We start from the raw sequence: 15950 nt of genomic DNA, 5'->3' as shown, positions 1-15950 counted from the left end.
TTCTAATTGATTGATTTATAGTAAAATGTACTACAACAAAACTACATCATCATTTTTTTGTTATATTCATCATACCATTTTTACCGATTGCTGAAAAAAATTATCATATTAGCTTTATTACCCTTAGCTATAAGGGCACAAAACACCATCGGGTTACCCGAAATAAATAACTATACCAAGAACTTATACAATGCAGGTGCCCAAAACTGGGATATCCGCCAAGACAAACAAGGGGTTATTTATGTAGCAAATAATGAAGGGCTCTTAACTTTTGATGGTCAAACATGGCAATTATATCCATTACCTAATAAAACCATTGTTCGTTCCGTATTAATTGGGGAGGATGGCAAAATTTATGTGGGTGGCCAAGATGAATTGGGTTATTTTTTACCTAACTCATTCGGAAAACTGGTTTTTACGTCTTTAATTAAAACAATTCCTGAGGTAGAACGCAATTTTGGAGATGTTTGGGACATTGTTTCCTTTAAAAAAGGGGTCTATTTTAGGACTTCTAATAAAATCTTCCGGTTTTTTAATGGGAAAACAATGGTGTTTAGCGCCCCAGGAGAGTTTGCTTACCTCGAAAATGCCAATGATCAACTATTGGTACACGATTATGAAAAAGGGCTGCTCCATTTTGATAAAAATAAACTGGTCTCGCTAGGGGAAACCATTTCCGGTAGTATTCAGTTACCCAAAACAGACGGAGTTACCGCAATCCTTTCAATTGGAGAAAATAAAGCATTGATTACGACCCTAAAAAGCGGGTTGTTTCTATTAAATCAAACCAGATTAGAAAAAATCAATACCCCTAATAATACCCTTTTTTCGAACGAACGTATTTATGCTGCCACCATTGTAAATAATGAATGGGTTGCCCTAGCTACCACCAACGGAGGGGTTTATATTATTGATCATAGTGGAAATATCATTAAACATTTTTCAAGAACTGAAGGGTTACAAAACAATAATATTCTCAGTATTTTTTTAGACAAAGAGAAAAACCTTTGGCTGGGCCTTAATAATGGCATCGATTTTATTGCCAATAACAGTGCCATCAAGAATATTTCGCCTCAATTGAACGAAGAGTCGGGTTACACAGCCATCGTGCATAATAACCAACTTTATTTAGGGACTTCCAATGGGTTATTTTCAGTTCCGCTTCAACCTGCCAAAGATATTAGCTTTAGCAAAGGCAATTTTTCTTTAGTAAAAAATACACGCGGGCAAAACTGGAGCCTTCAACAACTCAATGGCAAATTATTATTAGGCCATCATGATGGTGCTTTTGAAATAAAAGGGAATACCGCCATGCCGTTTTCTAATTATGCAGGCTTTTGGAATTTTATTCCATACCATACCGGGATTATGGCTGGTAATTATAAAGGCTTATTGTATATAGATGGGCCCACTCAAACACCCATCCCCAGTTTCAAAGAGTCTTCCCGTTTTGTTGCAGTAGATGGTAATTTAAACACTTGGGTATCACATCCTTATCATGGCATTTTTAAAATTGACTCAACCAATAAAGTATCCACTTACGGTACACAAAAAGGATTGCCTTCTACTTTAAACAACCATGTATTTCTTATTAAAAATAAAATTACTATTGCCACCAGTAATGGGGTTTATCAATATAATAAAGAGCGAGATTTATTTGAACAAGATGGTTTCTTTTTAAACTTGCTTGGCAATAAAAGTATTCGGTATTTAAAAGAAGACCGAGCGGGAAATATTTGGTTTATTCACGAAAAAAATATCAGTGTAATTGATTTGTCAGGAGATCAACCACAAGTAATTGATTTACCTGAACTAAAAAATAAAATGCTCAGTGGATTCGAAATGATCTACGCAGTAGATGAACACAATATATTTTTAGGTGGAGAACGCGGTTTCTATCATATCAATTATAAAAAATACAAACAAAATACGCCTCAATTAAATGTACAAGTAAGGTCGTTGAAAATTGGAAGCAACTTAGATAGTTTGGTATTTGGTGGCTATTTTAACAGACTTGACTTACCCGCTATTCAATTAGAAAATCAAATTCCATCAATTGATTTTGATTATAATAGTGTTCAAATCGATTTTGCTGCATCTCAACATGGTTATTTGAATAATATTGAATACAGTTTTAGGCTAAAAGGATTAGAGTCTAACTGGTCTTTATGGAGCCAGAGAACAGAAAAAGAATACACTAACCTCTCTCCAGGCAAATATACTTTTGAATTAAAAGCAAGAAGTAATTTGGGGAATGAGTCTCCTATTGCGGCTTATAGTTTTGTCATATTAGCCCCATGGTATAGAACCCTATTCGCTTATATCATTTACACACTAATGGCTATTGTAGGCGTATTTATTTTATATCGTTGGCAAAAAAGAAAATTCATTCAACAGCAATTGCGCTTTCAGGTAGAGCAAAAAAAGTTGGTTTATATTCATGAATTAGAGCGCAGTAAAACAGAAGGTGAATTAGCTGCATTACGTAATGAAAAATTAGAATCTGACCTTAATTTTAAAAACACAGAATTGGCTTCTTCTGCCATGCACTTAGTTAAAAAAGGAGAGCTCTTAACTAAAATTAAAACGGAGCTAAGTCAAATCAGTAAAAAAATAGATAATGAATATGCTATTACTGAGTTGAAAAAAATGATTAAAACATTGGGTGAAGATGAGCAATTAGACGAAGAATGGGAATATTTTACCAAACACTTCGATAAAGTTCACAGCAATTTCATAGTATCATTAAAAGCCGTTCACCCCAATATCAGTAACAACGAAATAAAGCTTTGTGCCTACTTGCGCATGAACTTAACCACCAAAGAAATTGCACAACTGATGAATATTTCGGTAAGAGGCGTAGAAATCAGTCGTTATCGTCTTCGCAAAAAATTAAATCTTGCTACAGAAGTAAATCTATTCAATTACCTTATTGCAATTGGTAATCAAGATACTACTGAACAATAGTTTATATTTGAACCAAACGATTACATTATGAAAGCGCAAAATTTTAAAAATCATTCCCAATTAGTATTTGGCTGGCATGGACTTACCTTCTTTGCTATTCTTGCTGTATTAATTGGTTCATTCATTAACTTAAATGGTTCTGCGCCAGAGAATAAATATTCCGCTTCATTGATTTGTGTAATTGCACTTATCTGTTGTTTCTTCTTTGCCTATGTGCGCATATTTGCATTAAAAGCACAAGACAGGGCCATTAGAGCCGAAGAAAACTTGCGTCACTTTGCATTAACTGGAAAATTATTACCTGCTCAATTACGCATAGGACAAATTGTTGCGTTGCGTTTTGCATCAGACGATGAGTTTATTGCATTAGCCGCAAAAGCTGCAGCAGAAAACTTATCGAATAAAGAAATTAAGCTGGCTATCCAAAATTGGAGAGCAGACTGGTACAGAGTGTAATTCTAGTTCAGGCCGGCTCACCACATCATTGTGACGTTGCCACTATTGTTTCTCGTAGAATCTCCAGTTGGTTGTAAAATCTTCGGTTAATGGTTGCTTGGTTAAGATGGCTCTCACCATTTCAACCGGCATTGCATTGAGTTTCATCACTGCATCATGGAATTCTCTGTAGGTCATTTTTTTGCTGTCTACTAATTCTTTCTTGAGTGCATAAAACTGACGGCCACCCGTTAAGTAAGCTAATTGATACAACGGAGGATAGCCTCCTGTAAAGGATCTTCTTACTTCACCTTCGGCATTCGCACGCTCATGTCCTACCTTGTCTACTAAGAAATCGATGCACTGTTGCGGAGTCCATTTACTCGTATGATAATTTAAAGAAAAAATGATTCTTGCACAACGATGCATATGCCAGAACAACATACCAATTCGGTCTTCTGGAGTTTTAGCAAATTGCATATCCCATAAAATCAACTCCCAATACAATGCCCAGCCTTCACTCCAAAATGGTGTTCCAAAATTTCTATAGGTTCGGTTACGTTGGTTAACAAATTGCTGGAGGTTATGTCCTGCAATCAATTCATGGTGCACTACTGCTTTAGAAAAATGTGGATTGTTTCCTCTCATGCTCATCATTTTATCGGGATAAGCCATCGTATTGGTAGGATATGAAATCAAGATATCTGCACCCCCTAAAAAGAATGGAGCAACCAACTGCCTTTCGGGGCTCATCATCATCATTCCCCAAGTTTCTTCGGCCAATGGGGGAATAGTAATGAGTTGATTTTTCTTTAAAAAGTCAATGCTTTCATTGTAGAGTTTTAAAATAAGTGCTGGTTGTTTGCCTTCGGGAACATAAGTGTTTTTTACTTTTTCCAACGCCGCTTTCCAATCATTCCCCAATCCCATTTCGTTGGATGCTTTCAACATTTCTGCTTCGCACCAAGCAAATTCTTTATTGGCAATTTCAATCAATTCCTCAGGCGTATAAGGAATCATTTCATTTTTTAATTGTCTAATCAAACTTTCGCGTCCAGCTTGTACACCAACAATTCCGCTTTTATCAGAAGCGGTTAACGTGCTATTGGCTTTGGTTTTAAAAGCATTTGCATATGCAGTTAATACTTCATCCAAGGTCTTTTGTGTTACAGGCACCCACCAGCTGAACAGGGGGTCGTATCCATTGTAAAATTCAAAAATGCTTTGAACGGCATTGCGTGAATTAGTGATAGCAGCGGTTGCCACTGCAACCTGATCAGGTTCTATGCTTGACACTTTTTTTAATTGCTCTTGCAATTGTTTTACTTCCGCTATTATATCATTCCAGTCGTTTGCTACCACTTTTGCATCTGGTTGCCCACCTCTTCTTCTTATTTGTTCTAATGCATAAATTTTATTCGTGAACCCAATCCACTGCTTTACTTTTTGCATGTTTGCTGCATCTAAAGTCAGCTGCTCTAATCTGCTTTCTAAATCCCTTTTGAACAAAATATAATCGGCCTTACATTCTTGAGACAAATTTTTAAAATTGACTCCCGCTAGTTGTGCTTGATACGCTTTAACTAGTTTTTGTAATCGTTCATTTTTCTCAGGGGATCCAATACTCCAATCTGCAGTACCCCCACGCGCATTATTCAATGCAGGGCTGTAGTATCTATTTAACACCCTACTGTCTGCATTAAACCGTTGAATTAATGCGGGCATTTCTTGACAGGGAATCCATTCATTGGAAGATACCTGAGCATCTACAATTGTTGGCATTGCTACTATTACTGCAGAAAAACTCAGGGCTAATAGATACTTTTTCATTTCGTTTTTTTAAACTTTGTCTCAATTTTTTTAATTCGTTTGGGCCTTTATATCACCTGAAACCCGTGTGCATATGGATCGTCGTCATCAATGATAATGGTATTGTATCCAATTACTCTTGCCCATCCTTCTATTCCTGGAATAATGGCTGGCTTACCAGCAACCGTTGTTACTCCCTCAATCGTACCATTAAAGATGGATCCAATAATACTTTCGTGTACAAATACCTCTCCTTGTTTCAATAAACCTTTTGTATACCATTGTGCCATCCTTGCTGATGTTCCTGTACCACAGGGAGATCGATCAATAGCTTTATCTCCATAAAAAACCGCATTACGTGCAGTGGAACTTTCTTTCATTGGCTTACCCGTCCAAAGTAAATGACTGAGGCCTTTAATATGTTCATTTTCAGGATGCACAAAAGAATAATGGTCGTTTAAATATTTTCTGCATTCCCTGCTCCAACTAATGAGTTGGTCAGCAGTAAAATGCTCCAAGCCCGGGAAATTGGATTGCGGATCTACAATGGCGTAGAAGTTTCCACCATAAGCTACATCTACTTGAATAGTTCCGAGCCCACTACACTCCACTTTTAAATCAGTGGCATATAAAAACGCCGGCACATTGGTTAATTTAACAGAAACTACTTTTTTACCTTCTTGCTTGTATTCAATTAATACCAATCCTGCTGGTGTTTCTATTCTAAGTTTACCTGGCTGTTTTGGTTGCACCAATCCTTCTTCAATTGCAATCGTAATAGTTCCAATAGTACCATGTCCACACATTGGCAAACAACCACTGGTTTCTATATATAAAACCCCAATATCATTTTGTGGATCACATGGTGGATATAAAATGCTCCCACTCATCATATCGTGTCCGCGTGGTTCAAACATGAGCCCCTTTCTAATCCAATCGTATTCTCGCATAAAATGCAAACGTCTTTCCATCATTGAATTACCTTCTAATAAAGGGCCTCCGCCTGCAACCAGTCTTACAGGATTACCACAGGTATGTGCATCTATACAAAAGAATTTTTTATGTGCCATGATTCAAGCTTGTTTAAATTATTTTACTTAACTATCTATATAGTCAACAGGATACTGCTTATAAGGATTCCTTCGTTAATATTCCATTAACCAATCTCAGAATTCCTGCTTCGTTTTGATTGCGCAAATACAGTGGCAGCAATTCCTGTGGGCAATCTTGGTAACATACAGGCCTTGCAAATCTTCTGATTGCTTCAGGACCCACCGAAGTTGTTCTTGCATCGGTTGTTGCTGGAAAAGGACCACCATGTACAATAGCATTACATACTTCTACACCTGTTGGTACATTATTAAAGATCAATCTACCTACTTTCTGTTGCAAGCTATCTACTAATTGTTGGTGAACGATTAGTTCTTTAGTTGATCCAAATACCGAACCCGTTAACTGTCCCTCCATTAGTGAAATAGCTGTTTGCAATTCCGTTTGATTTTTACAAACAACCAATAAACTACAGGGTCCAAAAATTTCTTTTTGTAATGCAGGGTTCGCCATAAAATGAACAGCTGTTGTTTGCATTAAAGCTGGAGTGGCTTTAAAGAATTCAGACAGGTCCGATCCCTCCATAATTGTTTTTACGTGGTTGGTTTGCGCCAACTGCTTTCTATCGGCATAATACGTATTACAGATTTGAGGATTCAACATAGTGGCTGCCGATGCATTGCTTAATGCAGTGGCTAATTCAGCTGCAAACAATTGGGTTGCCTCATCATTTATTGCAAATATCAATCCCGGACTAGTGCAAAACTGTCCTACCCCCAAAGTGATTGAACCTGCTAGTGCCGTTGCAATAGCAGTAGTTTTTTCAGCTAGAATTTCTGGCAATAAAACAACTGGATTGATGCTACTCATTTCTGCATAAACAGGTATAGGTGTTTTTCTTTTTTGTGTTGCTGTTTGGTATAATGCCATGCCTGCATGATAAGATCCTGTAAATCCTATTGCTTGAATTCTTTCATCTGCTGCTAATTGCTGGCCTAATACCGGACCCGTTCCTATTAAACTTGCAAATACCCCTTTGGGCATTCCTGTTTTTTCAGCTGCGCGCAACACTGCTTCTGCCACCATTTGATTAGTTCCCAAATGCGATTCATGTGATTTAACTATTACCGGACATCCAGCTGCCAATGCAGAAGCGGTATCTCCTCCTGCAGTAGAATATGCATAAGGAAAATTACTGGCCCCAAAAACTAAGACTGGTCCAATAGGTTGCAAGATTCGTCTCAAATCGGCTCTGGGCAAAGGTTGTCTGTTGGGGAGTGCAGTATCAATTACTGCGTCACACCAAGTTCCATTGCGCAATAAATTCGCATACAATAATAGTTGGTTACAGGTTCTTCCCCTTTCGCCTGTGAGTCGAGGAATAGGCAATGCCGTTTCCTCCTGGGTTAATTCTAAAAGGGCATCCCCTAATTGCATTATTTCTGCTGCAATCGCTTCTAAAAAAAGGGCTCTTTCAATAAAGGTTTTTTTACTAAATGGAATAGCTGCTTCCACTGCTGCTTGTAATGCTTGCTCTACTTCAGTCTCAGAAGACAGGGGATAAGTAGTATCAAGAAATTTTCCTTTTAAGGTGCTGAATGATGATAAGTTCGTGTTCATGTTTTATAATGATCTATAATCGTGCAAAATGGGTCTTACCGCAATTGCTGCAGCAATGATATCATTTACTCTTTTTAATTCTTCACCCGATAAACCCAATCGAGGCGTTCTTACATAGGGTGTTCCAATACCAGTATGGGTTGCTGCTAGTTTAATGTATTGCACCAATTTAGGATGTATATCTAATTCTAACAAAGGCAAGAACCAACGATAAATGGTTAATGCTTCTGCTAACCTGCCTTCTTTTAACAGTTGATAAATGGCAACTGTTTCTCTAGGGAATGCGTCTACTAATCCTGCAACCCATCCATCTGCACCTAAACAGAGTTCTTCTAATGCCAAGGTATCTACTCCACAAAATATTTTAAATCGATCTCCAAAACGATTCTTCATTCTGGTTACATTAGAAACATCTCTAGTGGATTCTTTTACAGCTTGAATATTATCATGTTCTGCTAATTGCTCAAACATGGCTAAGGTTACTTCAATTTTATAATCCACTGGATTATTATAAATCATGATGGGTAAGGAAGTGGCTGACGCAACTGTTTTGAAATATTGCACCGTTTCATGGTCATCTGATTTATATCGCATGGGGGGCAATAGCATAAATCCGTCTGCACCTGCATGTTCTGCTGCTTGTGCAAATGCTACGGCAGCCCTTGTAGTAGACTCAGCAATATTTAAAATGATAGGGATATGTTCTGGTACAACTTGTTTTGCTATTTGCAATAAAGAAATTTTTTCTTCATTCAATAAAGTGCTCGCTTCGCCTAATGAGCCTCCAATAATAATACCATGAACACCTGCTTCAATTTGTGCTTCAAGATTTTTAATAAACATTGATTCATCTATGGATTCATCTGCATTAAATGGAGTTAACAATGCAGGATAAACTCCAATCCATTTGGGTATAGCCATTTTGTTTGATTTTGGTAAACAATTTAACCAAAACAAATGGGCTAGTCTAAATATTATGTATAAAAATTACACTTAAACCAATAAATGTGACAAGGTTCCAAAGTCTTTAGTAAAAGCAATAATATTATTGTATTGCTTAAATTCCGCTGGTTCATGCATAGTAGTAATTGCAACCGCCTTCATTGCCGCATTGGCTGCAGCTTCAACCCCCTTTGGTGCATCTTCAAATACTATGCAGTCTTTTGGATCAATCCCTAAGTTGGCTGCTCCTTTTAAAAATACAGCAGGATCAGGCTTGCTTACTGGTACGTCAAAAGCACTCACGATGGTAGAAAAATATTCGCGGATATTTAATTCGTCTAATACAAAATCAATATTGAAGGGAATAGCGGCAGAACCAATACCCATAGGTATTCCTGCTTTTTTAGCAGCTGCTAAAAACTCCATCAAACCTGGCATGGGTTCCATAAAGGGTCGGTAAATTTCTTGGTATTTACGTTCTTTGGCCATTTCAATTTCGCTCACTTCTTCCCGACTAAACTTTCCTTTACCAAATACTCGATCTAACAATTCTGAATTTTTGCCATACATTTCTGCTGCAACTTGTTCAAAACTCATATTAGCTCCTAACTCATTAACCAAAACATGGTACCATACTTTTTTATGGTATGCCATATCATCTACAATGGTTCCATTAAGATCAAATAAAAACGCTTTTGCCATTCCATTCATTTGTGGCAAAACTATACAAATCCCCAATGAAAATGAATGGGAGCTTAGCTTGTTTTTGACTTATATCCCATTGCTATCTTTAATAATAACTTTAGATACTGTTTTACCGAATAAGTATTTACTTGAAACTTCAGTGCATCCTTCGCTACAATTAAGGCTTCTTCAATATCATGATTGGCATGAAATTGTCTATGTGCTAGATTGGCAAAATAAAAAGAGAAATTTTTTCTAGATGCCTTTTCAGATTCAGCTCTCAAGTGTTCTGGTAAGTGAGCAATATTGTATAACATTGTTTTTTCTATATCTAGAAAATTCTTTCTGTTTTTGAAAGAAGCTGAAGTAATATTTTGTTCGTGGTTTCTATACTTAGCCAGCACTTCAGGATGATATGCTACCGGATATTTGGCTGCAATCCTATTCCACATTAACCAGTCTTCTGCACAATTGACCAAATAAAATGAACCTAAATCTTCATATACACTTCTCTTGACCACTTTTGCCGGAGGTTCTAAATATTGTCTAATGGCTATTCTTTGGTGCCAATTTTTTAATATTCCTCTTTCATCCCCCACTGGTTCATTCGACCAAACCTGTGATCCACAATCATTTACTGCACGCCAATCGGTACAAGCTGCGCCTGCTTCTGGAAAATCTATAAACAATTGGGTTATAGCCTTATAAAAGCCCGGTTCTACATAATCGTCTCCGTGCAAAATATGAATATATTCTCCTCTAGCTCTATTAATACAAGTTTCAAAATTTCGAATATTACCTACATTAACAGGTTGCTTATAATAACCAACCCTGCCCTTGCCAACCATTTCTACAATGGCTGCAACATCGCCTTCAGTACTTACATCATCTACCACTTCTATTTGCATTAATTCGGGTCCAAGATCTTGACATAATACAGAAAGCAAAGTCTGTTTTAAATAAGCAAGTCCATTATAAACTGGAATCATGACCGACCACTGTAATTGCTTAGTACCCGGGGGTAAGGGTAATATAACAGGCGGGGTAGATGGTACACGAGTTAAATCGGAAAAAGGCATTCAAGCATATTATAATTCTGTAAACATAGTTTAGTTTTATTCATGATAGCTATAAAATAAGCTTAAAGAAAAATGGATTTTAAGATTCAATTGATGTTTAATAAATTTAATAGATACATCAACTATCCAATACATGAAAAATCGAACCCCTATCATATTATTGTTGATTGTCATTTCATTTCAGATTCAATTAAAAAGTCAACCAAAGCAGCGTCAAACAACGCTTATTCAAAATGTATGGATTTTAGATGGGACCGGTAGTTCAGCAAAAAAAGGAGCAGTTAGAATAAGCGGTAACAAGATTATAGCCATTGGAAATTTAACCCCTTTATTGGGCGAATCGGTAATTGACGGAAAAAATCGGTACCTAACCCCTGGTTTTATTGATTCGCATAGTCATCATTTTGGCAGCCTAAAAAAAGAACCAAGTGGTATTGCTATGACCAATCAAGGGATTACTACCATTATCATTGGGCAAGATGGTGATAGCTATGCAATGGATAGCTTAATTCATTTTTTTAAACAGTACCCAATAGCAGTAAATGTAGCTAGTTATACAGGTCATAGTAGTTTGAGAGAAAAAGTGATGGGTGAAAATAATGTATTCAGAAAGTCTACTGTAGCAGAAATTAACCAGATGAAACAGCTTCTGGAAGAAGATTTAAATAAAGGATCAATGGGATTATCTACTGGTCTTGAATACGAATCGGCATTTTATAGTAGCAAAGAAGAAGTAGTGGCTTTAGCACAATTAGCGGCAAAATACAATGGAAGATATATTAGTCATATCAGAAGCGAAGACATTAAACTAAATGATGCTATTGAAGAAATTATTGATATTGGTAAAATAACGGGTATGCCTGTTAAGCTTTCACATATCAAAATTGCCAATAAAGATGATTGGGGCAAAGCACCACAAGTGATTAATCTACTCAATGTAGCAAGAGCAAAGGGGGTGGATATAACGGCAGATGTTTACCCTTATAATTTTTGGAATTCTACACTAAGGGTTTTATTTCCTGATAGAGATTATACCAATTTAAAAAGTGCAGAATTGGCCGTGACTAAATTATTTGACCCCAACGAATCTGTACTGGTTCGGTTTGCACCCCAGCCATCTTATGCAGGTAAAACCATTGCTGCTATTGCAAAAGAAAGAAACGAATCAACCGCTGAAACATTAATGCAGTTGATTAAAATGGCAGCTGATTACAAAACCGCTAACCCAACTGCTGGGGGTATTGAAGCACTTGCGGGTAAATCAATGAATGATTCAGATGTATCAAAATTTATTCAATGGGAACATGCCAATATTTGTTCAGATGGAGCAGCTGGTGGGCACCCTAGAGGATATGGTGCATTTACTAGGGTCTTGGGTAAATATGTGAGAGAACAGCAGCTATTGTCTTTAACTGAAGCTGTTCATAAAATGACTGGATTAACTGCACAACAACTGGGAATAAAAAAAAGAGGGAAAATTGCAATCGGATATTTTGCTGATTTAGTTTTATTAAACCCAGCCACTGTTAATGATCATGCAACCATAGAAGACGGAAAAGCCTTATCAACTGGCATAGAGCAGGTATGGGTAAATGGCAAAACAGTTTATACAATGCAAAAAGCTACTAGTGAATTACCTGGCTCATTAATTAAACGCAACTAAGAAAATGAAAAAAGCATTAGTATTAACGAATGGATTATACACAACTTCTGATGCTAAAACCGCTCATGGTTTAGTCAGAGGTTCTGAACGGTTTTTAATTGCGGGAGTTATAGACAATGCATCAACCGCTAATAAAGACGCAGGTGAAATATTAGACGGAGTTCATAGAAATATTCCCTTATTTGCCGACTTAGCCACTTCAATAATAGCAGTACCCGACGCAGATAACCTGATTATTGGGGTAGCTACTGTAGGTGGAAAATTACCAGTAGAAATGTTGGTCATTATTAAAGAAGCAATTAGCAAAGGGCTTTCTATTGTAAATGGCTTGCACGATTATTTAACCGACCATGCAGATTTAGTTGAACTAGCTCAACAAAACAATATCACCCTTACAGATATTAGAAAGCCTAAAAAAAGAGAAGACCTCCATTTTTTTACAGGTGATATTTTCAACATTAAAACACCTATTGTAGCAGTCATTGGGATGGATTGTGCAATGGGCAAAAGAACTACTGCAAGAATGCTGATGCAAGCTTGCGCTAAAGAAAACATTAAAGCAGAAATGATTTACACTGGACAAACAGGTTGGCTTCAAGGAAGTCAATACGGTTTTGTATTTGACTCTACCTTAAACGATTTTGTCTCCGGAGAATTAGAACATGCAATCCTTTCTTGCAATAAAGAAATTAGTCCTGATATTATATTACTAGAAGGTCAGTCGGCTTTGAGAAACCCAAGTGGTCCTTGTGGATTAGAATTACTTATTTCAGGTAATGCAAAACACGTTGTTTTATTATTTGCTCCAAAGAGAATTTACTTTGACAACGAAGCACATTGGGGCAAAATTCCTAGTGTTGAATCTGAAATCGCCATTATTGAGCAGTTTGGTGCAAAAGTTATTGCATTGGCTATGAATACCGAAGGATGTAGCAATGAAGAAGCTTATGCTATTCAAGCATCAATGGAGTCAACTTTGAATATACCTGTGCTTTTGCCTATTCAATCAGGAGTGAGCAAAATGGTACCTTTGCTAAAGAAATTGATATCATAAATATCAACCTATGAAAATTGTTGCTATTCGGTCTTTTATTAAACATATGGCTTTAAAAAAGCCCTATACCATTGCATATAATACTTATAGTGATGTCTCTATTGTATTTACAGAAATTAAATTAGACAATGGAATTATAGGAATTGGTTCAGCTAGTCCGGCAGAAGATGTAGTAGGCGAAAGTCCTATTCAAACCTTAGCCAATCTAGAATCTGATTTTGTGCAACAATTAATTGGTAGAGACATTAGGTGTTTCCATAAAATAATTGCAGAGGTTCAGCAACATTTTCATCACTTACCTGGAACACAAGCTGCATTAGATATTGCATTACACGACGCTTTTGGTAAATGGGCAGGAATTTCAGTTGCCGAATTTTATGGTATCCAATCGGGTCCGCTTAAAACATCTGTAACCATTGGAATCAAAAATACTGCTGAAACTTTAGCAGAAGCAGCCGATTATTTTTCGCAGGGGTTTGATGTATTTAAAATAAAAACCGGATTAGATATTGAAGAAGACATTGAAAGGGTCTTATTACTTCACGAAAAATATGGGAAGAAAATCAAAATTAGAGTAGATGCTAATCAAGGATATACATTGAGTAAACTTACCAGATTTATCAAAGCAACTGAAAATACTAGTCTTGAATTAATTGAACAGCCGCTGACTGTAGGTAAGGAGACCGACTTATTATTATTAGATCAATCCAAAAGAAATAGGCTTGCAGCAGACGAATCACTCCATAATGCAAAAGCAGCAATTGATTTAGCAAGTGTTAATCATCCATTTGGCATTTATAATATCAAACTGATGAAATGCGGTGGTATCATAGGCGCAAGAGAAATTGCCAATATTGCCAAACCCGCAGGAATCAACTTATTTTGGGGATGTAATGATGAAAGTATCATCAGCATAACTGCTGCATTGCATATTGCTTACAGCTGCCCCCATACTCGCTATCTAGATTTGGATGGAAGCTTTGACTTAGCTGAAGACATGGTTAAAGGAGGTTTTGAAATAAAAAACGGGTTGTTAATGTTAAATCAACAACCCGGATTTGGATACGAATGGATTTAATTGGTTACATGATTACTAGCGTAATCCTGCATTTTATATTCGTCTTTAAAATCTTGTAAGATCACACTAATATTTTTGTCTTTAGAACCAAAATTCATATAATCTTTTATCATTTCTAAAACATCATAATCAATATAAACCGTATTTGCTGCATTTATCACTACAGTGCAATTATTAGGTAAATGGGCAAGCGTTTGCTTAATAGCAGCTTTATTTAAAAAAGAAACTTCCTGGGCTAAATCAATATGGATTGTTTCTCCAGCATGGTGTTTCTCTTTTTTAAAGAAATAAGCCAACTTCATATTGCCCTTTAAAATAAAATAAATACTAACTACTAATCCAATACCTACTCCTTTTAATAAGTCAGTAAAAACAACAGCAATTACGGTAACTATAAAGGGAATAAACTGCTGCATCCCATTATGCCACATATGTTTAAAGGTTTTTACACTAGCCAGTTTTAATCCAATCATGATGAGGATCGCCGCTAAACTAGCCATCGGTATTTTATTTAATAATCCTGGTATTGCCAAAACAGCCAATAATAAAAATACCCCGTGAGCAATAGCGGCTAATTTAGTTTTTGCACCAGCATTAATATTGGCAGACGTTCTAACAATAACCGAAGTCATTGGTAAGCCCCCAATTAATCCGGCTAGCATATTACCTATTCCTTGAGCAGTCAATTCTTTATTGGCACTAGAAAATCTTTTCAATGGATCCATTTTATCGCCCGCTTCTAAACAAAGCAAGGTTTCAATACTAGCGACTATTGCAATGGTAATACCTACGATCCAAGCTTTCATATTTAGAAATCCTTCTACACTTGGAGCCGTAAATTGATTCGTAAATTCTGTAAATGAAGTGGCAATAGGTAAAAGCACTAAATGCTCATCTTTAACGACAAAATCAGGCAAAGCAACTGCAAATAATTCATTTAATAATATTCCTGCTACTACCGCAACCAATGCTCCCGGAATAGCTTTTATTTTTTTTAATGCGGGTACTTTATTGAAGGCAATAATTACTAAAATAGAAACCAAAGCAATAATTATTGAACCTGCATGAGCATAATTGAAAGAATGAATTAAATCAGCCAAATAGTTCTTATCATCAAAAATTGAGTAGTAAAAATAATCACCTTGATGATCTAGATCATATCCAATTGCATGTGGTAATTCTTTTTTGATGATTATGATTCCAATTGCCACCAGCATTCCTTCAATTACACTAGTAGGAAAATAACTAGATATACCTCCAGCCTTTGCCAGACCAAGTACTAACTGTATTAAACCAGCAATAACCACTGCCGATAAGAATGTTTGGTATCCTAAATCGGTGATTGCTACTAATATAATAGCAATCAATCCTGCTGCTGGTCCTGATACACTTACATTTGAGTTACTCATGTATCCTACTGCAATCCCACCAATCACCCCTGTAATAATTCCCGCAAAAGGGGGTGCCCCACTAGCTACTGCAATTCCTAAACACAGCGGTAGCGCAACTAAAAAAACGACCATTCCGGCCAGCATATCTGCCTTAAAATATTTTGTAGAAACTTTCATA

12 protein-coding genes are annotated in these 15950 nt (G+C 36.6%); 5 read left to right on the top strand and 7 right to left on the bottom strand.

All coding sequences use genetic code 11. From position 1 onward, the window contains the following. The first annotated feature begins 87 nt into the window (after positions 1–87). On the top strand, positions 88–2967 hold the full coding sequence (locus ACTIEI_RS03300; RefSeq protein WP_439504853.1) for a ligand-binding sensor domain-containing protein: 2880 nt from the start codon (positions 88–90) through the stop codon (positions 2965–2967). A 27-nt stretch (positions 2968–2994) separates the two neighbouring features. Then, the gene (locus tag ACTIEI_RS03295; RefSeq protein WP_439504852.1) at positions 2995–3423 is read left to right on the top strand and encodes a DUF6526 family protein; all 429 of its coding nucleotides are present in this window, start codon (positions 2995–2997) and stop codon (positions 3421–3423) included. A 42-nt stretch (positions 3424–3465) separates the two neighbouring features. Here the strand turns inward: ACTIEI_RS03295 and ACTIEI_RS03290 are convergent, their stop codons facing one another. The 6 genes from ACTIEI_RS03290 to ACTIEI_RS03265 form a co-directional block, all read right to left on the bottom strand. After that, positions 3466–5232: a DUF885 family protein gene (locus ACTIEI_RS03290; RefSeq protein ID WP_439504851.1), complete on the bottom strand. Its 1767-nt coding sequence runs from the start codon at positions 5230–5232 to the stop codon at positions 3466–3468. 47 nt (positions 5233–5279) lie between these two features. Then, positions 5280–6281 (bottom strand): 4-hydroxyproline epimerase, encoded by a 1002-nt coding sequence (locus ACTIEI_RS03285; protein ID WP_439504850.1) that lies wholly within the window; start codon positions 6279–6281, stop codon positions 5280–5282. A 58-nt stretch (positions 6282–6339) separates the two neighbouring features. Continuing rightward, complete coding sequence (locus ACTIEI_RS03280) at positions 6340–7881, bottom strand: aldehyde dehydrogenase (NADP(+)) (protein ID WP_439504849.1); 1542 nt, start codon at positions 7879–7881, stop codon at positions 6340–6342. A gap of 3 nt (positions 7882–7884) precedes the next feature. Beyond that, a complete protein-coding gene (locus ACTIEI_RS03275; protein ID WP_439504848.1) occupies positions 7885–8802 on the bottom strand; it encodes a dihydrodipicolinate synthase family protein in 918 nt (305 codons plus the stop codon). A gap of 72 nt (positions 8803–8874) precedes the next feature. Further along, positions 8875–9525 carry an HAD family hydrolase gene (locus ACTIEI_RS03270; RefSeq protein ID WP_439504847.1) on the bottom strand — a complete coding sequence of 217 codons (651 nt, stop codon included), beginning with the start codon at positions 9523–9525 and terminating at the stop codon, positions 8875–8877. Positions 9526–9578: 53 nt separating this feature from the next. Beyond that, a complete protein-coding gene (locus ACTIEI_RS03265) occupies positions 9579–10586 on the bottom strand; it encodes a glycosyltransferase family 2 protein (RefSeq protein ID WP_439504846.1) in 1008 nt (335 codons plus the stop codon). A 133-nt stretch (positions 10587–10719) separates the two neighbouring features. Here ACTIEI_RS03265 and ACTIEI_RS03260 point away from each other — a divergent pair, with 133 nt between their 5' ends. The 3 genes from ACTIEI_RS03260 to ACTIEI_RS03250 are packed head-to-tail and all read left to right on the top strand — an operon-like array spanning position 10720 to position 14381. Beyond that, a complete protein-coding gene (locus tag ACTIEI_RS03260; protein ID WP_439504845.1) occupies positions 10720–12249 on the top strand; it encodes an N-acyl-D-amino-acid deacylase family protein in 1530 nt (509 codons plus the stop codon). Positions 12250–12253: 4 nt separating this feature from the next. After that, positions 12254–13303 carry a DUF1611 domain-containing protein gene (locus tag ACTIEI_RS03255; protein ID WP_439504844.1) on the top strand — a complete coding sequence of 350 codons (1050 nt, stop codon included), beginning with the start codon at positions 12254–12256 and terminating at the stop codon, positions 13301–13303. 10 nt (positions 13304–13313) lie between these two features. Continuing rightward, a complete protein-coding gene (locus ACTIEI_RS03250) occupies positions 13314–14381 on the top strand; it encodes a mandelate racemase/muconate lactonizing enzyme family protein (protein WP_439504843.1) in 1068 nt (355 codons plus the stop codon). Here ACTIEI_RS03250 and ACTIEI_RS03245 read toward each other — a convergent pair. Continuing rightward, the gene (locus tag ACTIEI_RS03245; protein WP_439504842.1) at positions 14378–15949 is read right to left on the bottom strand and encodes a SulP family inorganic anion transporter; all 1572 of its coding nucleotides are present in this window, start codon (positions 15947–15949) and stop codon (positions 14378–14380) included. The two genes, ACTIEI_RS03250 and ACTIEI_RS03245, sit on opposite strands and share 4 nt — an antisense overlap. Between the last annotated feature and the right edge of the window lies 1 nt (position 15950).

Source organism: Sediminibacterium sp. (assembly GCF_051860225.1).
Taxonomy (GTDB): domain Bacteria; phylum Bacteroidota; class Bacteroidia; order Chitinophagales; family Chitinophagaceae; genus Sediminibacterium.
This window is presented reverse-complemented; position numbering and strand designations above follow the sequence as displayed.

Excerpts from the sequence above, each read along its gene's own strand:
- ACTIEI_RS03295 (WP_439504852.1), top strand. The coding sequence starts at position 2,995 with ATGAAAGCGCAAAATTTTAAAAATCATTCCCAATTAGTATTTGGCTGG.
- ACTIEI_RS03290 (WP_439504851.1), bottom strand. The coding sequence starts at position 5,232 with ATGAAAAAGTATCTATTAGCCCTGAGTTTTTCTGCAGTAATAGTAGCA.
- ACTIEI_RS03285 (WP_439504850.1), bottom strand. The coding sequence starts at position 6,281 with ATGGCACATAAAAAATTCTTTTGTATAGATGCACATACCTGTGGTAAT.
- ACTIEI_RS03280 (WP_439504849.1), bottom strand. The coding sequence starts at position 7,881 with ATGAACACGAACTTATCATCATTCAGCACCTTAAAAGGAAAATTTCTT.
- ACTIEI_RS03275 (WP_439504848.1), bottom strand. The coding sequence starts at position 8,802 with ATGGCTATACCCAAATGGATTGGAGTTTATCCTGCATTGTTAACTCCA.
- ACTIEI_RS03270 (WP_439504847.1), bottom strand. The coding sequence starts at position 9,525 with ATGGCAAAAGCGTTTTTATTTGATCTTAATGGAACCATTGTAGATGAT.
- ACTIEI_RS03265 (WP_439504846.1), bottom strand. The coding sequence starts at position 10,586 with ATGCCTTTTTCCGATTTAACTCGTGTACCATCTACCCCGCCTGTTATA.
- ACTIEI_RS03260 (WP_439504845.1), top strand. The coding sequence starts at position 10,720 with ATGAAAAATCGAACCCCTATCATATTATTGTTGATTGTCATTTCATTT.
- ACTIEI_RS03255 (WP_439504844.1), top strand. The coding sequence starts at position 12,254 with ATGAAAAAAGCATTAGTATTAACGAATGGATTATACACAACTTCTGAT.
- ACTIEI_RS03250 (WP_439504843.1), top strand. The coding sequence starts at position 13,314 with ATGAAAATTGTTGCTATTCGGTCTTTTATTAAACATATGGCTTTAAAA.
- ACTIEI_RS03245 (WP_439504842.1), bottom strand. The coding sequence starts at position 15,949 with ATGAAAGTTTCTACAAAATATTTTAAGGCAGATATGCTGGCCGGAATG.